Source organism: Stenotrophomonas sp. SXG-1 (genome assembly GCF_014083965.1).
GTDB lineage: Bacteria > Pseudomonadota > Gammaproteobacteria > Xanthomonadales > Xanthomonadaceae > Stenotrophomonas > Stenotrophomonas geniculata.
Map to the genome: position 1 here is coordinate 1506150 of NZ_CP046588.1, position 16784 is coordinate 1522933.

Below are 16784 nucleotides of genomic sequence, written 5' to 3' on the forward strand. Positions count from 1 at the left end.
GCATGGCTCGGCTCTACAGAAAGCGCTGCCTTAGCGTGGCCAGGCGTTGGCGATGGTGCAGAACAACCGCGCGGTCTGCTCGGTGTCATACACCGCGCTGTGCGCCTCATTGGCATCCCACCCCAGCCCGGCGGCCGTGGCCGCACGTGCCAGCACGGTCTGCCCGTAGGCGATGCCGGCCAGGGTCACTGTGTCGAACACGCTGAACGGATGGAACGGATTGCGCTTGTGACCTGTACGTGCCACCGCCGCATTGACGAAACCTAGGTCGAAATGGGCGTTGTGGCCGACCAGGATCGCGCGCTGGCAGCCGTATTTCTTCATCGCCGCACGCACCGGGGTGAAGATGTGGTCCAGCGCGGCCTTCTCTTCCTTGGCCAGCCGGAACGGGTGGTCGAGGATGATGCCGGTCACTTCCAGCGACTTCGGGTCGATCTCCAGGCCTTCGGCCGGCACCACGTGGGCGCTGGCGGTCTGGCCGGGGTAGAGCAGGCCGTTCTCGTCCATCTCGATCGGCACGGCAGCGATTTCCAGCAGGGCGTTGCGCTGGCTGTCGAAGCCGCCGGTTTCCACATCCACCACCACCGGCAGGAAGCCGCGGAAGCGTTGTGACATCGCGCGCTGCGCCTGGGGTACTGCGGAATCGGGAGCGGCGGCAGGTGCGGGCGTGGGGTCAGTCATGCGTGAATTCTAGCAGAGCGACCCTGAGCGCCCGGCCAGCCTTCTGTGCATGGGTTCCCTGCGTGGTCGTGTGTCGACCAAGGTCGACACCTACCGGGCACCGCACGCTCAGGATTCCGGTAGGTGCCAACCTTGGTTGGCACGGTGCGCGCCGACCAGGGTCGGCATTTACCGGACTGCGGGCCGTGCCGTCGTGCCCGATGGCTGCCACCGCGCCAACCACGCATCCACGCTCAGCCTGCCGGCGCCGGTGAAGATCAGTGGCAGCAGCATCGCCATGAACAGCACCGGCAGCTTGAAGTTGCCGAAGCCCTGGTCAGTGATCGCGTAGCCCATGGCGAGGTCAGACAGCGAGTTCCACTCCATCGGCCAATGCACCGCATAGGTCGCTACAACGGTCAGCACCAGCAGGCTGGCCGCAGCAAACCGGGTGCCGAATCCAACCAGCAGGCAGGCCGCGCCGATCAGTTCGAACCACGTGGCGAGCTGCCAGTTCAGGGTGGCCGGCAGCTGGTCGAACGGGAACGGGAAGGCATCCTGCAGGTCGGCGAACCAGTTCTGGCCGTGCAGTTTTTCGCGGCCGGATTCGAAGTATTCCCAGGCCAGCAGCAGGCGCAGGCCGAGCGGGGCCAGCCAGGGGGCGAGACGGTCCAGCTGGCCGCGCACGGCGGCCAGGGTCGGGAGGTTCATCGGTGGTTCTCCGGGGGAAGGGGGCGTCAGCCGGGGACTGCGAGCGGGCCGATCACGCCGGCCTGCAGGAACTGCTGCAGCAGCGCGGCACCGGGTCCGGCCAGCGCGTCCTCGGCCAGGCCGTGCGCGGCGGCCAGGTGCCGCAGGTAGCCATGGCCATCGAGGCCGGGGTGTTCGCCGATACTGGACAGCAGGTACACCGCCAGCGGGCTGAGTACGGCAAAGCGCACCTCGCCATCGGCCTCGCGACGGACCAGCAGGCCGGTCGGTTCCGCCGGCGGTTGTGACGGTGCGTCCTCGGCACCGAGCCGGTGCACGGGCCACTGATACAGCAGTGGCCATGCCAGCGGCGAGCGCCGCAGCGGAACCCGTAGTGGGTCGATGTCACCCGGCACCGGCAGCGGCTCGGCAGGAAGCTGGTACAGCGCGGTTTCCACCCACTCGTAATGAGCAAGTTCGGCCAACGCCGGATGCGGCAGCTGTGGCTGCGCCTGCAGCCACTGCACGAATTCGGCGGCCAGTTCGGTGAACAGCGGCGTCTGGCAGCGATGGGTCGCGAAGTACTGGCGCAGCAGTCCGCTCCAGGCCGGTTCGCCGAGCAGGCGCACGCAGACCGGGAAGCCGTTGCTCAACAGGCCGAGCAGATTGTCGAACAGCAGCCGTTGGTACACCGCCACCCGGCGTGGCTCCAGACCGGCCGGTGGTGGTACGCCCTGCGGATCGCGCAGGTGAGCGGTGAACGCGTGCTGCTGCGCGCGCAGGGTGTCGGTGGTGTCAGCCATGTACAGCCCCGGCGTGCGCGGCCTGCAGGCGGCGGATGGTCTGCAGTTCGCCCTGCAGTTCGGCGTAGGGCGGGAAATTGAAATCGCGTTCGAGCAGGGTGGGGCGTGGGCCGATGCGCGCGTAGGTACGCGCCAGCAGCTCCCAGACCGGGTCGATCACCGCGCTGCCATGGGTATCGATCTTCAGGTCCGGTGCCTCGTCCAGGTGCCCGGCCACATGCAGGCAGACGATGCGCTCTGCAGGCAGCCCGGCAATGAAGACGTCGGCGTCGTAACCATGGTTGCAGGCGTTGACATAGACGTTGTTGACGTCCAGCAGCAGGTCGCAGTCGGCCTCGGCGAGCACGGCCTTGGTGAAGGCCAGTTCGTCCATTGCCGGCTCCGGTGCCAGGTAGTAGGACACGTTTTCCACCGCGATGCGGCGACCCAGCAGGTCCTGCACGCGGGCGATGCGTGCGGCGGTATGGCGCACCGCTTCGTCGGTGAACGGAATCGGCAGCAGGTCGTACAGGTGGCCGTCGTCGCTGCAGTAGCTCAGATGTTCGCTGTACAGCGGCACGCGGTGCATTTCCAGGAATTGGCCGACCTGTTCCAGCAGCTGCGTATCCAACGGCGCACTGCCGCCCAGTGACAACGACAGACCGTGGCAGCTCAACGGATGGCGCTGCGCGAGCTCGGCCAGCGCATCCCCAGCGGGGCCACCGACATGGATCCAGTTCTCCGGCGCGCATTCGAGGAAATCGAAGTCACCCGCCGGTGCATCGCGCAGATCCTGCAGCAGCGCCCTGCGCAGCCCCAACCCTGCGGCCGCCGCATGAAGCGGCGGCCGCAGGTGGACGGCGCTGGCGCGGACGTCAGTGCTTGGCACCGCACTTGCCTTCGCCGCACTTGCCCTCGGCCGATTTCTTGTCGCCGGTCTTGGCCTTGGCGCCTGCCGCAGCACCGGCGGCCTTGCCCTTGTCGGCGCCGCACTTGCCTTCGGCACTCTTGCCGTCGGCACCACATTTGCCTTCGGCGTGCTTGGTCGCGTCGGCGGCCATCCTGGTATCTGCTGCCTTGGCATCGGTGCTGGCCTTGGCTGCCTGGCCGGCCACCAGATAGCCCTGGGCCAGGTCGCTCATGCTCAGCGCCGAGGCACTGGCGGTCATGCCCAGGCCGGCGGCCAGGGCGGTAGCAGTCAGCAGGGACAGGGTCTTGTTGGAACTGCTCATCGGTCGTGCTCCTGGGTGGTGTGGGCGGGTGCCCGGGTGGCCGGCAGGGATGCCGGTGGAAACGATGGTGCAGCGATCCTACTCAACGAATCCTCGCCAAGACCTCAAATTTTCGTGAGGTTTGTTACAGAAGCATCCGGAAGGTTCGCACCGGGCAGGCCCGGCGCCCACAACGCGGGTGGAACGCCCAGAAACAGGAAGGCCGCTGTCACCAGGACAGCGGCCACCTTGGAGTCGACTCCGGTGTTGCAGTGCAGCGTCAGGGCTGGCCGGTGCTGGAGGTTTCGTCGCGCTTCTCGCGCGGCGGCAGCGGCTGCTCGCCGTGCACCAGGAACCACACGTTCTCGGCGATGTTGGTGGCGTGGTCACCCACGCGCTCCAGGTTCTTGGCCATGAACAACAGGTGCGTGCACGGGGTGATGTTGCGTGGGTCTTCCATCATGTAGGTCAGCAGCTCGCGGAACAGCGCGGTGTACTGCGCGTCCAGGCGGGCATCGTCCTCGCGCAGTGCCAGCGCGGCGTCGGCGTCGTTGTCGCGGTAGGCGGCAATGGCGCGGCGCACCTGCTGCGCGGCCAGGCGGCCCAGTGCGCGCAGGCCCTGGATCTGCGGCAGCGGCGGCACCTTGCCCAGGGCGATGGAACGCTTTGCGACGTTGGCGGCGTAATCGCCAATGCGCTCGATGTCGGCCGGAATGCGCAGGCCGGCGAGGATCTCGCGCAGGTCGCGCGCCATCGGGCCACGCAGCGCTAGGCGCATCACGTCGTGGCTGATCTGCTGCTCAAGCGCATCGATCGCTTCGTCGTTGGCGATGATGCGATGGGCGGCGTTCTCGTCGCGCTTCTCGATCACGTCCATCGCCGCTTCGAGCTGGGCGACGGCCATCTCGCCCATGCGCACGATTTCGGCCACCAGGCGCTGCTGCTCTTCGTCGTAGCTCTTGACGATGTGGTCGTTGGGAAGATTCATGGTCTGCAATCCGGGTAGAGCCAGGCCATGCCTGGCTGGAACATGTGGCGAAGGAACAGCGTCGATCAGCCGAAGCGACCGGTGATGTAGTCCTCGGTCTGCCGCTGCGACGGCTGCGAGAAGATCACTTCGGTGCGGTCGTGCTCGATCAGGTCGCCCAGGTACATGAAGGCGGTGTAGTCGGATACGCGCGCGGCCTGCTGCATGTTGTGGGTGACGATCACGATCGTGTACTCGTGCTTGAGCTCTTCCACCAGCTGCTCGATGCGGCTGGTCGAGATCGGATCCAGCGCCGAGGTCGGCTCGTCCAGCAGCAGCACCGACGGGCGCAGGGCCACGGCACGGGCGATGCACAGACGCTGCTGCTGGCCACCGGACAGGCCCAGCGCGCTCTGCCCCAGCTTGTCCTTCACTTCGTCCCACAGCGCGCCCTGGCGCAGCGCCTGCTCGACACGGTCGGCCATGTCGGCCTTGCTCAGCTTCTCGTGGTGGCGGATGCCGTAGGCCACGTTCTCGAAGATGGTCATCGGGAACGGCACCGGCTTCTGGAACACCATGCCGACCTTGCTGCGCAGGCGGTTCATCGGGTACTTCGGCGACAGGATGTTCTCGCCGTCCAGCAGCACTTCACCGCGCGCTTCCAGCTTCGGGTACAGCGCGTAGATGCGGTTGAAGATGCGCAGCAGGGTCGACTTGCCGCAACCGGAGGGACCGATCAGCGCGGTTACGCGCTTTTCCGGAATCTCCAGGTTGATGCCCTTCAGGGCGTGGAACTTGTCGTAGTAGAAGTCCAGTCCACGCGCAGCCAGCTTCACCGGCGACGGCGTGTGCAGGCTCTCGTGCGAGGACGGCACGGCGATGCGCTGCATCGGCACGGCGTTGGAAAGGTCGTTCATGGCGTTATCCACGGAAAGGTCAGTCATGGGAGATACGGTTGCGCAGCAGGATGCCGCGGGCGGCAAGGCTGACCAGCAACACGAAGACAGTCAGCACCAGGGCACCGGCCCAGGCCAGCACCTGCCAGGATTCATACGGGCTGCCGGCGAACTGGTTCATCACCACCGGCACCGAGGCCATCGGCTGGAAGATGTTGTTGTTCCAGTACTGGTTGCCGAAGGCAGTGAACAGCAGCGGCGCGGTCTCGCCGGAAATGCGGGCCAGCGCCAGCAGGATGCCGGTGATGATGCCGGCCGATGCACTGCGGTACAGCACCTGCACGATCACCTTCCACTGCGGGATACCCAGCGACAGGGCCGCCTCACGCATCTGCGAGGGCACCAGGCGCAGCATCTCGTCGGTGGTACGCACCACCACCGGCAGCACGATGAAGGCCAGTGACAGGGCACCGGCGAACGCCGAGAAGTTGCCGCCGGTCTGCATCACGTACAGGGTGTAGACGAACAGGCCGAGCACGATCGATGGCGCCGACAGCAGGATGTCGTTGACGAAGCGGACCACGGTGCCGGCTTTGCGGGCGTTGCCGTACTCGGCCAGCCAGGTGCCGGCCAACACGCCCAGCGGGGTGCCGATGCCGATCGCCATCGCGCACATCACCGCGCTGCCGAAGAAGGCGTTGGCGAGGCCGCCTTCCTGCATCGGCGGCGGCGTCATCTTGGTGAACAGATCCCAGTTGATGCCAGCCATGCCCTTGGAGGCCAGAGTGAACAGGATCCAGCCCAGGAAGAACAGGCCGAACAGGGCGGTGGCGCAGGAGGCAGTGATCGCAACGACGTTGCCGATGCGACGGCGCAGGTACAGCGAATCAGCGGTGGTGGACATCAGTTGCCCTCCTTGCGGGACAGGCGCATCAGCATCAGTCGGGCAATGGCCAGCACCACGAAGGTGACGATGAAGAGGACGAAGCCGAGCAGCAGCAGGGCCGAGCGGTAGGTTTCAGTGGCTTCGCCGAAATCGTTGGCGATCAGCGCGGCGATGGTGGTGCCCGGTTCCAGCAGCGACGGCGACAGGCGCACGCTGTTGCCGATAACGAATGCCACCGCCATCGTCTCGCCCAGAGCGCGGCCGAGGCCGAGGAAGATGCCGCCGATCACCGCCGAGCGGGTGTAGGGCAGGACGATGTCCCAGCTCACTTCCCACTTGGTGGAACCCAGCGCGTAGGCCGATTCCTTCAGGCGGGTCGGCACGGTCAGGAACACTTCGCGCATCACCGAGGAGATGAACGGAATGACCATGATGGCCAGCACGAAACCGGCGGTAAGCATGCCGATGCCCAGCGGCGGGCCCTGGAACATCGGGCCGATGATCGGCCATTCGCCCAGGGTTTCGTTGAGGAACGGGGTGACGTACTCGGTCATCACTGGCACCAGCACGAACAGGCCCCACATGCCGTAGATGATCGAGGGGATGCCGGCCAGCAGTTCGATGGCGGTACCGACCGGGCCACGCAGCCAGCGCGGCGCGACTTCGGTGAGGAAGAAGGCGATGCCGAAGCTGACCGGCACGGCGATGACCATCGCGATGACGGCGGTGACCAGGGTGCCGTAGATCGGGGCGAGGGCGCCGAACTTGTTTTCGACCGGATTCCAGTCGGCGGAGAAGAAGAAGCTCAGGCCCTGCATTTGCAGGGCATGGCGGCCGCCCCACAGCATCGACAGCGCGGCGCAGGCCAGGGCGATCAGGACGAAGATGACGGTGCCGACCAGCACCCATCGGAACAGTTTGTCGTTGCGGGCATCACGCGCATCGCGCGTGGACGGGGCGGCTACAGGCTGGGCGATGGCATTCATGGGGACGGCAGGGCCAGGAAGGGGCGGGGCGGCATGGCGTGGAAGAAGCGGTGCCCGCGCGGGGCGGGCACCGTCGGGTCCATCACTTCAGGTCGGTCGCCCAGTAGGCCTCGATCTGCTTGACCAGTTCGGCCGGCAGCGGCACGTAGTGCAGCTCGTTGGCCTGGGCCTGGCCGTTCTCGAAGGCCCACTTGAAGAAGGCCAGGGTGTCCTGGTTGCGCTTGGCGTCCTTCGGCTTCTTCTGCATCAGCATGAAGTTGGTGGCGGTGATCGGCCACGCCTGCTCGCCCGGTGCGTTGGTGATGACCAGGTTGAAGTCCTTGGCGCTGGCCCAGTCGGCGCTCGCGGCCGCTGCGGCAAAGGTTTCCGCGCTCGGCTCGACCCAGTTTCCGGCCGCGTTCTGCATGGCGGTGTACGGCATGCCGTTCTGCAGCGCGTAGGCCAGTTCGACGTAGCCGATCGAGCCCTTGATCTGCTTCACGTAGGAAGCAACGCCTTCGTTGCCCTTGCCACCGACGCCATCCGGCCACTGCACCGAGGTGCCCTCGCCAACCTTGCTCTTCCACTCCGGGCTGACCTTGGACAGGTAGTTGGAGAAGTTGAAGGTGGTACCCGAACCGTCCGAACGATGGACCAGGGTGATCTTGCCGTCCGGCAGCTTCACGCCCGGGTTGGCGGCGACGATGGCCGGGTCGTTCCAGGTCTTGACCTTGCCCAGGAAGATGTCGGCAAGCAGGGCGCCGCTCAGGCGCAGCTTGCCGGCTTCCAGGCCTTCGATGTTGACCACCGGCACCACGCCGCCGATGGCGGACGGGAACTGCGCAAGGCCGGCCTGGGCCAGCTCTTCGCTGCTCAGCGGCTTGTCGGAGGAACCGAAGTCGACGGTGCCGGCCTTGATCTGGGCGATACCGCCGCCCGAGCCGATCGACTGGTAGTTGATCTTGGCACCGGTGCTGGCGTTGTAGTCAGCCGACCACTTGGAGACCAGCGGGAAGATGAAGGAAGCGCCGGCACCGGACACTTCGGCGGTCACCTTGGCACCGGCAGCGGCCGGGGCCGCGGCACCGTCGGCAGCCGGCTGCTGCGCGGCCTGCTTGTCGCCACCGCAGGCCGACAGGCCCAGGGCGATGGCCAGGGAAAGGGCGGCAAGGCCGGCCGAGTGCAGTTTCATGGTCACTCCATAGCGGGGTAGAGCCGACGACGTCGGCGGATGCGGCTATGAAATGATGTTTTTGTTACAGCCGTATTACGACCATGACAGAGGTGTCCTGGATCACGTTCTGACAAGGGTTTCACGGGGTTGGCCGGCCCTTGGCAGGAGCCCTGAGACCCCGGATCTGCGCATCGATATGACGGCCTGGGCGCTGGGTAGAGTCGAGCCATACTCGACTGCTCCCTGTCCTCGGTAGCTGCGGACCGTTGGTCTGCACGCTCCAGCACCCAACCGAGCATGGGCTCGGCTCTACAGAGCCTGGTGCACCCCAAAAACAAGAAGAGCGCGAGATCTCGAGGATCTCGCGCCCGGGTTGGGATCGGCGGGGGAGAGAGGACCCGCCGATCCCGTTCCTGCGGGGGAACGCGCTTACTTCAGGTTCTGGGTCCAGTAGGTTTCGATCTGGCGGACCAGGCTGTCCGGCAGCGGCACGTAGTCCAGTTGGCGGGCCTGGGCATCGCCGTTCTTGTAGACCCAGCGGAAGAACTCCTGGGTGGCCTTGCCATTGGCAGCATTCTTCGGCGTCTTCTGCACCAGGATGAAGTTGGTGGCGGTGATCGGCCAGGATTCAGCGCCCGGCGCATTGGTCATGACCAGGTAGAAATCCTTGGCGTTGGCCCAGTCGGCGCTGGCGGCGGCAGCGGCGAACGACGCATCGCTCGGCTGCACGAACTTGCCGGCGGCATTCTTCATCGCGGTGTACGACAGCTTGTTCTGTAGCGCGTAGGACAGTTCGACATAGCCGATGCCGCCCTTGATCTGCTTCACGTACGCTGCAACGCCTTCGTTGCCCTTGCCACCGATGCCGGCCGGCCACTGCACCGAGGTGCCTTCACCGACCGAGCTCTTCCACTCCGGGCTGACCTTGGACAGGTAGTTGACGAAGTTGAAGGTGGTGCCCGAACCGTCCGAACGATGCACGACGGTGATCTTGGCGCTCGGCAGGGTCACGCCCGGATTCAGCGCGGCGATGGCCGGGTCATTCCAGGTCTTGATCTTGCCTAGGAAGATGTTGGCCAGCACGGCGCCGTCCAGCTTCAGCGCGCCCGGGGCGATGCCGGCCACGTTCACCACCGGCACCACGCCACCGATCACCGACGGGAACTGCGCCAGGCCCGAGGCGGCCAGTTCTTCCGGCTTCAGCGGAGCATCGGAGGAGCCGAAATCAACCGTCTTGGCCTTGATCTGGGCGATGCCACCACCGGAGCCGATCGACTGGTAGTTGACCTTGTTGCGGGTCGCAGCGCTGTAGTCGGCCGACCACTTGGACATGACCGGGTAGATGAACGATGCGCCCGCGCCGGTGATGTCGGCGGCGTTGGCGGCGAACACGGACGATGCAGCCAGGATGGCGACAGCGGCGCGCGATTTGAAGGCGTGGATCACGGGGAGACTCCTGGGGTGGTGGTCGAAGGGCGGTTGCCCGACGTTTCGGTGCACATTCCATAACGGTTGCGTGACATGTCCGCGTCTGTCATATGACGCGGACGTGACACGCGTCATGAGGGGTGTCACGTCCGCTGCGCCGGCAGGGCGGCACGGGCACCGCTGCAACGACGAAGGCACGGACGGGGCCGTGCCTTCGCGGTTCAACGCAGGCGGCTGGACTTACCAGAAGAACTGCGCGCGGGCTTCCAGGATGTTGGGATCGTCGTTGACGAAACCGCGCGCCGTGGAGCTGTACTTCTTGCTGTCGACCATCACGTAGTTGAGCATCAGCTTGAAGTTGGAACGCAGGTACCAGTTGGCGCCCACGGTCCAGATGTCCATCTTGCCGCCCAGCACGCCATCGACGATCGGCGGGCGACCAGCGACCGGGTTGGCGGCGAGGTTGCCGTCATTGAGGTCCATGTGGTCGTAGCGCACGCCCAGCTGCCACTGGCCGCCGGCCGGGTTGTTCGGCAGGCCGGTGCCCGGAGTGCCGCCCTTGTAGCTCCAGGTCTCGCCGGTGACGTTCCACACGCCGCTGATGTAGTAGCCGTCGCTGGTGTAGTTGTCGTGGTCGTAGCGCTTGGCCTTGCTGGTGTAGTACTCGGCCTGGGCCTTGAACGGGCCCTGGAAGTACATCGCTTCGGCACCGATGGTGCTGACCCGGTCGGTGTCGGTCAGGTTGCCGCTGTCGATCAGGCGGGCAGTGGCGAGGTCGGCATTCGGACGCGCACGCACGCGCAGGGTGTCGGCGTCGGCGTCGTAGTTGACGTAGCTCAGACCGAAGTGCAGGACCTGGCCCTTTTCATTGATCGGGGCCCAGGTGCCACGCGCGCCGTAGCCGCTGCCGTGGGCCAGGTTGCGGGTCAGCTCGCGTCCGAAGGCGCTGGCGGTCACCGACCAGTTGTCCTGGCCGTAGCTGTACGCGCCACCCAGGCGGCGGGCGATGGCATAGGTATTGGTGACTGCTGCCTTGGAAATGAAATCGTTGTTCTTGGTGCTGGACAGTTCTTCCAGGCTGTTGGGCTGCTTGAACTGGCCCAGCTGCAGGAAGTGGTTGGCGTTGCCCAGCAGCTTGTACTTCACGTTGGTGTCGAGGAACTTATCGGCCTTGGCATCATAGCCGACCACCCATTCCACGTTGCCCGGGCCCTTGCCCTTCAGCACCAGCTCGGCGCGACGCAGTTCGAATTCGCTGTTCTTGCCGTTGCCGGCGTCGCCACCGTTGAGGTCGGTCAGGTCGTTGTCGAACCAGTTGCCGTCGGCCTGGACCAGGCCTTCGAAGGTGATTTCCGAACCGCCGATCACGTCGATGGCGACTTCGGCGTGTGCAGCCGGCACATACAGCGCAGCAGCCACGGCCACCGTCAGGAGTTGGTGATGCAGTTTCATGGAGAGGAGCCTTGCAGGCAGGTTGGAAGATGCGCGCAGGCTAGAAGGTAAAGATTGCGTAAATGTGACAGTTCGCGCGCGGCAGACATCCACCGCAGGCCCCGTCACGGCATGGCCTGCCATTGAAACCGCTTGCGTATGACGCCCGGATTGCGCCCCGGTTGCAGTAGATCCACGCCATGCGTGGATGCTGTCGTCACTCTGCGAGGGTCTTGTCCTTGAACCGGCACAGGTCGGCGATCACGCAGCCCGGGCAATCCGGCTTTCGCGCCTTGCACACATAACGCCCGTGCAGGATCAGCCAGTGATGCGCGTCGAGCAGGAACTCGGCCGGAATCACCTTCACCAGTTTGTCTTCCACTTCACGCACGTTCCTGCCTGGCGCCAGGCCGGTGCGGTTGGATACGCGGAAGATATGCGTGTCCACCGCCATCACCGGCTCGCCGAATGCAGTGTTGAGCACGACGTTGGCGGTCTTGCGTCCAACGCCTGGCAGCGCTTCCAGTTCATCGCGATCGCGCGGCACTTCACCGCCGTGCTTCTCCAGCAGGATCGCACAGGTGGCGATCACGTTCTTCGCCTTGGCGTTGAACAGGCCGATGGTGGCGATGTACTGCTTCAGCCCGTCCTCGCCGAGTGCGAGGATCTTCGCCGGCGTGTTGGCGACCGGGAACAGACGGCGCGTGGCCTTGTTGACGCCGACGTCGGTGGCCTGCGCCGACAGCGCGACCGCCACCAGCAGCTCGAACGGCGAGCTGTACTCCAGTTCAGTCTTCGGGTGTGGATTGAGTTCGCGCAGGCGGGTGAACATTTCCACCACGTCGGCGCGCGGCATCGTGCCGCCACGCCGCGCCGGGGCGCGTGCGGTCTTCTTCAGGGTGGCCATTACTGCTCCTTGCCGCTGGCGCGGGCCTTGGCCCGGGCGAGGATGGCGGCGGCTGCGGCGGGCAGGGCGGGTTTCACGTCCGGCGCCGGGGCCGGCGTACGGCGCGCATCGCGCTCGGCTTCGCGCCGTGCCAGCCGCACCGCACGCGCACGGTAGCGTTCGCGTGCGGCCCAGGCCGTATGCAATTGCTGCTGCGCCTGCTGCAGGCGTCGCGGAAGGTCCGGGTGACCGGGCAGCAGCTGTTCGTCGCCGGCGCGGGCGACGTAGTCCATCAGGCCTGCCTGCAGGGCACCATCGAGATCGTCTGCCTGGACCCGGGCGAACAGCTGCGCGGGGTTGGGTCGGGATGCCATGGCGTCAGCGGTTCTGGAAGGCCGGCGGACGGCGCTGCAGGAACGCGCTGGTGCCTTCGCGCATGTCCTCGGTGGCGAACAGCAGGCCGAACTGCGCGCTTTCGTACTCCAGCCCTGCCTCCAGGCTGCATTCGCCACCCACGTGCACGGCATCCAGCAGGCCACGCAGGGCCAGCGGCGCCGAGCGCGCCAACTGGCGGGCGACATCCTGCACACGGTTGTCCAGCGCGTCGGCAGGCACCACCTCGTTGACGATGCCCAGTTCCAGCGCACGCGCGGCGTTGATCGGTGCACCCAGCAGGCACAGCTCCAGGGTGGCGGCGCGGCCGCACAGGCGCAGCAGGCGCTGGCTGCCGCCGAAGCCGGGAATCAGGCCGAGGTTGATCTCCGGCTGCCCGACCTTGGCCGTATCGGCAGCGATGCGCAGGTGGCAGGCCATGGCCAGCTCCAGCCCGCCGCCCAGGGCGAAGCCGTTCACGCGCGCGATCACCGGCTTGGGCATGCGCTCGATCTGGCGCATCAGGGCCTGGCCGAGCAGGGAGAAATCACGTCCCTGAACCGCACTGAGTGTGTTCATCTCGGCGATGTCGGCCCCGGCCACGAACGCCTTCGGACCGGCACCGGTCAGCACCACCACGCGCACGTCCGGGTCGGCAGCGGCGGCGCTGAACGCCTCGGCCAGCGCCTGCAGGGTCGCGGCATTCAAGGCGTTGAGCTTGTCCGGGCGCTGGACGGTCACGGTGCGGATGGCGCCGTCGTCGGCGACAGCGATCAGGGCATCGGCCACGGGAAAACTCCTGAAACGTTAAAAAAAAGTGAGATTGAACTCCGCCAACGCAGACGGGTCTTAGCCTGCATCGTGAGTAGCGGTTACACGTTGTGCCCGTTATCCTAACCCGTCGCCTCAGGGCGGCGCAGAACGTCCCTGAGTTACCACCCCTGGAGAACTGTTTGATGAAGTTGCGTTCTATCGCGGTCGCCGTCGCGGCCCTGGCCCTGACGGGCAATGCCTTCGCCCAGGACGTCTCGTCCGAAAAGGGCAAGCTGAGCTACTACTTCGGTTACGACTACGGCAACAACCTGGCGGAGCTGACCGGTCGTGGTGAGCAGCTGGACATCAACTCGGTGGTGAAGGGTCTGCAGGACGCCTACGCCAAGAAGCAGCCGGCGATCACCGCCGACCAGCTGAAGCCGGCCGTTGAAGCGTTCCAGAAGCGCGAGCAGGGCCGTGCCCAGGCTGCCAAGGCCGAGTACGAAAAGGCTGCTGCCGAAAACAAGACCAAGAGCGATCAGTTCATCGCGGCGAACAAGGCCAAGGCCGGCGTGCAGTCCCTGCCGAGCGGCGTCCAGTACCGCGTGATCGAAGCCGGCAAGGGCGCCAAGCCGACCCAGGCCAGCACCGTGCAGCTGGAAGTGGCCGGTCCGTTCCCGTACGGCCAGCGCCCGACCGAAGCCCGCCCGGCCCAGCAGATTCCGTCGATCAAGGTCAGCGACGTCGAAATGAAGGCCATGCGCGAGACCCTGCTGCAGATGCCGGCAGGCTCGAAGTGGGAAGTCACCCTGCCGCCGGACCAGGCCTACGGTGCCGACCCGCGCACCCCGTTCCCGCCGAACGTGGCTGTGCAGTTCGAGATCAAGCTGGTCAGCGTCAAGTAAATCGAAGCCGTAAACGAAACGCGCCGGTGATTCCACCGGCGCGTTTTTGTTTGCGCGGAGCGCGACGGTGCCACGCACCGCATCTGCACCCCGCGCAAATTCAGCCCGATCGCGCTACTGTTGCCGGGTGCAAACAATGGAAGAAACGGCGCGTGTTGTCGCAAGTCCCTGCATCGGAGTGTGCACGCTGGATCCGGACCGGCAATGCACCGGCTGCGGGCGGCACATCGATGAAATCGCACGGTGGTCGTCGATGAGCAACGAGGAGCGCAGCCGCATCCTGCATCGCGTGCAACCCCTGCGTGAACAGCTGCAGCAATCACTGCGCGGCTCGCTGGCCGATCACGAACGCTTGATGCGCGCGCTGCATCCACTGGCCGAGCCGCCGGCCGGCGACGGCTGGAACCGCAGCGAACTGAGTGACCTGCTGCCGCCGGGGCCACCTGTGGAAGCCGCCGTACTGGCCGGCATCGTGCCGCGCGCCAATGGCGCACAGGTCATCCTTACCCGTCGCACCGAAACCCTGCGCCAGCATGGTGGCCAGGTCGGCTTCCCCGGCGGGCGCACCGAACCCGATGACCGCGACGCACTGGCGGCCGCGCTGCGCGAGAGCCAGGAAGAAATCGCACTGGCGCCCGGCCAGGTGCAGGCGCTGGGCTATCTCGATCCCTTTGTGACGATCACCGGCTACCGGGTCACGCCGGTGGTGGCCGTGGTCGATCCGGACTTCGTGCCGGTGCCGCAGCCCAGCGAAGTGGCCGAAGTGTTCGAAGTGCCGCTGGCCTACCTGATGGCCGCAGACAATCTGCGCCAGGTCGAAATCAATCACCGCGGCCGCATCCGCCACGTCCTTGAGTACGGCTGGCCCGGCCAGCGTATCTGGGGCGCGACCGCCGCCATTCTCTACAACCTGCGTCGCCGCCTGGAGCAAGTGCAATGAAGCCGATCGATCCGCCGTGGACCACGCTTGTCGATGTCGCCAGCCTGGCGGCAGCATTGGGTGAGGACGTACGTGTCGTCGATGCACGTGCTACTGCCAGCACCGCCGTACGCGTGGTCGATGCGCGGTCCTCGCTGGCCGATCCGCAGGCGGGTAGCGGCCAGTATCTGGCGGGGCATGTTCCGGGCGCGGTGTATGCCGACCTCAATCGGGATCTGTCGGATCTGACCCGCAGCGGCCACGGCCGTCATCCACTGCCGGACAGCGATGCCTTCGCCGCAAAGCTCGGCCAGTGGGGTATTGGTCCCGACACCCAGGTGGTGGTCTACGACGGCAGCGACGGCAGCATGGCCGCCTCGCGCCTGTGGTGGCTGCTGCGCCTGATCGGGCACCGCAAGGTCGCCGTGCTCGACGGCGGCATCGCCGCTTGGCAGGCCGCAGGGCACCCCTTGGCGACGGGGCAGGATGAGGTGGCCGCGCTGCCGGCTTACCCGGGCCGTTTCGACACCACCCAGATTGCCAATGCCGACGAAATCAGCGCACGCCTGAAGCACGCGCCGGGCTGGCTGGTCGACGCACGCGCGGGCGAACGCTTCCGTGGCGAAGTCGAGCCGCTGGACCCGGTCGCCGGCCATGTACCCGGCGCGGTCAACCGCCCGTTTGCGTTGAACGTTGCCGACGGCCGCCTGCGGGATGCACAGGAACTGCGCGCCGAACTGCAGGGCGTGATCGGCAACCGCGATCCGCAGCAGGTGGTGCTGATGTGCGGTTCCGGCGTGACCGCCTGCCACCTGCTGCTGGCGATGGAAACGGCCGGCCTGAGCGGCGCACGCATCTATGCCGATTCCTGGAGCGGCTGGGTGAGCGACAGCAGCCGCCCGGTGGCGACCGGCGCCTGAGCCGCGCGGGGTCGGATCCGTTTTCCAACGGAGAACGGCTCTGACCCCATCAACCGAAAATCGGGGTCAGAGCCCGTTGCGTAGCAACGGGAGCCGACCCCGTGTCGATTCGAAGGATCGCGGAGAACTGTCGAAGGCGGGGTGGGTCCGGTTGCGGGGGTGTCCGCGGCATGGATGCCGCGGCCAAGCCCCCATGGACGGGTTTACGGCGTCCCCCGCAACCGGACCCACCCCGCCATCCCAGGGAATCCTGCTGTTGCCCTTGCTTCGGCCGTTGCCTCTGCGGGTGCAGGGCGCAGCCCTGCCGCTTACCCAACAGGCTGCAGCGGCACCTTCGCCAGCACCCGCGCCCACGGGAACAACGGTCCCGGATCACGCTTGCGCGCCACCGTCAGCGTCGGATCATCGCTGGCCGGCACCTGCTCCAGATCCAGCTGGTCGTGCCCGGCAATCCGCCGCAGCGACGGATAGCGCGCCACCAGCGCCAGCAGCAGCGCCTCCAGCGCCGCCAGCTGTGCCTCGGTGTAGGCCTCGTCCATCGCCTGATGGCGGCTGTCGAACCAGTCCGGGTAGCGCCCGGTGTTGACCAGCTCGATGCCCAGCGTATGCGCGTTCATGCCGCGCACGTGGTGGGCCACCCGTTCCGGTGCCACGTACTGCACCACGCTGCCATCGCGGTCGATGTAGAAGTGGCCGCTGTTGCCGGCGCCGCTGTCATACAGCACGCGCTCGCCGTACTCGCGGGCCATTGCCAGATCGGGCAGCTCGGTGCAGTGGATCACCACCATCTCCAGCGTGGCCGGGTCGCGCAGCGGCAGGCGGTCTTGATAGGGCAGGGGCTGCAGCTGCAGGTCGGGAAGGAGCGGGTTGGGCATCCAGCGATGCTAGCATTGCGGCATGAACCTGCCTCCTCTTTCGCCGCCGACCCGCTCCCACGGA

19 protein-coding genes are annotated in these 16784 nt (G+C 66.4%); 3 read left to right on the forward strand and 16 right to left on the reverse strand.

The features are described from left to right. Nucleotides 1-30: 30 nt before the first annotated feature. From rnt to GOC52_RS06905, 15 genes are all read right to left on the reverse strand, one after another. Nucleotides 31-681, reverse strand: a complete 651-nt coding sequence (rnt, locus tag GOC52_RS06835) for a ribonuclease T (protein ID WP_014036542.1) — start codon at nucleotides 679-681, stop codon at nucleotides 31-33. A gap of 168 nt (nucleotides 682-849) precedes the next feature. Beyond that, nucleotides 850-1371: an HvfX family Cu-binding RiPP maturation protein gene (locus tag GOC52_RS06840; protein ID WP_049411501.1), complete on the reverse strand. Its 522-nt coding sequence runs from the start codon at nucleotides 1369-1371 to the stop codon at nucleotides 850-852. A 26-nt stretch (nucleotides 1372-1397) separates the two neighbouring features. Continuing rightward, nucleotides 1398-2153: an HvfC family RiPP maturation protein gene (locus tag GOC52_RS06845; RefSeq protein WP_010486224.1), complete on the reverse strand. Its 756-nt coding sequence runs from the start codon at nucleotides 2151-2153 to the stop codon at nucleotides 1398-1400. Then, the gene (locus tag GOC52_RS06850) at nucleotides 2146-3021 is read right to left on the reverse strand and encodes an HvfB family MNIO-type RiPP peptide maturase (protein ID WP_029380076.1); all 876 of its coding nucleotides are present in this window, start codon (nucleotides 3019-3021) and stop codon (nucleotides 2146-2148) included. The genes GOC52_RS06845 and GOC52_RS06850 overlap by 8 nt, the downstream gene beginning before the upstream one ends. Further along, nucleotides 3008-3364: a hypothetical protein gene (locus tag GOC52_RS06855; RefSeq protein ID WP_010486221.1), complete on the reverse strand. Its 357-nt coding sequence runs from the start codon at nucleotides 3362-3364 to the stop codon at nucleotides 3008-3010. Before GOC52_RS06855 ends, GOC52_RS06850 begins: the two co-directional genes overlap by 14 nt. Nucleotides 3365-3623: 259 nt before the next feature. Next, nucleotides 3624-4331: a phosphate signaling complex protein PhoU gene (gene phoU, locus GOC52_RS06860; protein ID WP_008265615.1), complete on the reverse strand. Its 708-nt coding sequence runs from the start codon at nucleotides 4329-4331 to the stop codon at nucleotides 3624-3626. Nucleotides 4332-4396: 65 nt separating this feature from the next. Beyond that, nucleotides 4397-5227 (reverse strand): phosphate ABC transporter ATP-binding protein PstB, encoded by an 831-nt coding sequence (gene pstB, locus GOC52_RS06865; RefSeq protein ID WP_005408788.1) that lies wholly within the window; start codon nucleotides 5225-5227, stop codon nucleotides 4397-4399. A gap of 19 nt (nucleotides 5228-5246) precedes the next feature. Then, the gene (pstA, locus tag GOC52_RS06870) at nucleotides 5247-6110 is read right to left on the reverse strand and encodes a phosphate ABC transporter permease PstA (RefSeq protein WP_010486218.1); all 864 of its coding nucleotides are present in this window, start codon (nucleotides 6108-6110) and stop codon (nucleotides 5247-5249) included. After that, nucleotides 6110-7078 carry a phosphate ABC transporter permease subunit PstC gene (gene pstC / locus GOC52_RS06875; RefSeq protein WP_005412771.1) on the reverse strand — a complete coding sequence of 323 codons (969 nt, stop codon included), beginning with the start codon at nucleotides 7076-7078 and terminating at the stop codon, nucleotides 6110-6112. Before pstC ends, pstA begins: the two co-directional genes overlap by 1 nt. A gap of 82 nt (nucleotides 7079-7160) precedes the next feature. After that, on the reverse strand, nucleotides 7161-8249 hold the full coding sequence (gene pstS / locus GOC52_RS06880; RefSeq protein ID WP_049411494.1) for a phosphate ABC transporter substrate-binding protein PstS: 1089 nt from the start codon (nucleotides 8247-8249) through the stop codon (nucleotides 7161-7163). Between the two features lie 411 nt (nucleotides 8250-8660). Continuing rightward, nucleotides 8661-9677 carry a phosphate ABC transporter substrate-binding protein PstS gene (gene pstS, locus GOC52_RS06885; RefSeq protein WP_010486211.1) on the reverse strand — a complete coding sequence of 339 codons (1017 nt, stop codon included), beginning with the start codon at nucleotides 9675-9677 and terminating at the stop codon, nucleotides 8661-8663. A 222-nt stretch (nucleotides 9678-9899) separates the two neighbouring features. After that, on the reverse strand, nucleotides 9900-11111 hold the full coding sequence (locus GOC52_RS06890; RefSeq protein WP_010486208.1) for an OprO/OprP family phosphate-selective porin: 1212 nt from the start codon (nucleotides 11109-11111) through the stop codon (nucleotides 9900-9902). A 196-nt stretch (nucleotides 11112-11307) separates the two neighbouring features. Further along, nucleotides 11308-11997 carry an endonuclease III gene (nth, locus tag GOC52_RS06895; RefSeq protein WP_029380075.1) on the reverse strand — a complete coding sequence of 230 codons (690 nt, stop codon included), beginning with the start codon at nucleotides 11995-11997 and terminating at the stop codon, nucleotides 11308-11310. Continuing rightward, nucleotides 11997-12350, reverse strand: a complete 354-nt coding sequence (locus GOC52_RS06900; protein ID WP_043402629.1) for a hypothetical protein — start codon at nucleotides 12348-12350, stop codon at nucleotides 11997-11999. Before GOC52_RS06900 ends, nth begins: the two co-directional genes overlap by 1 nt. Nucleotides 12351-12354: 4 nt before the next feature. Further along, entirely contained in the window at nucleotides 12355-13137 is a 783-nt protein-coding gene (locus GOC52_RS06905; protein ID WP_043402633.1) for an enoyl-CoA hydratase/isomerase family protein, read from the reverse strand. A 167-nt stretch (nucleotides 13138-13304) separates the two neighbouring features. On the opposite strand from GOC52_RS06905, the gene GOC52_RS06910 reads away from it, so the two are divergent. From GOC52_RS06910 to GOC52_RS06920, 3 genes are all read left to right on the forward strand, one after another. Further along, a complete protein-coding gene (locus GOC52_RS06910) occupies nucleotides 13305-14006 on the forward strand; it encodes an FKBP-type peptidyl-prolyl cis-trans isomerase N-terminal domain-containing protein (RefSeq protein ID WP_010486198.1) in 702 nt (233 codons plus the stop codon). A gap of 136 nt (nucleotides 14007-14142) precedes the next feature. Next, a complete protein-coding gene (locus GOC52_RS06915) occupies nucleotides 14143-14946 on the forward strand; it encodes a CoA pyrophosphatase (protein ID WP_043402636.1) in 804 nt (267 codons plus the stop codon). Further along, the gene (locus tag GOC52_RS06920) at nucleotides 14943-15845 is read left to right on the forward strand and encodes a sulfurtransferase (RefSeq protein WP_191850990.1); all 903 of its coding nucleotides are present in this window, start codon (nucleotides 14943-14945) and stop codon (nucleotides 15843-15845) included. Before GOC52_RS06915 ends, GOC52_RS06920 begins: the two co-directional genes overlap by 4 nt. Before the next feature lie 308 nt (nucleotides 15846-16153). Here GOC52_RS06920 and GOC52_RS06925 read toward each other — a convergent pair whose 3' ends face one another. Continuing rightward, entirely contained in the window at nucleotides 16154-16720 is a 567-nt protein-coding gene (locus tag GOC52_RS06925; RefSeq protein WP_010486193.1) for an N-acetylmuramoyl-L-alanine amidase, read from the reverse strand. Between the last annotated feature and the right edge of the window lie 64 nt (nucleotides 16721-16784).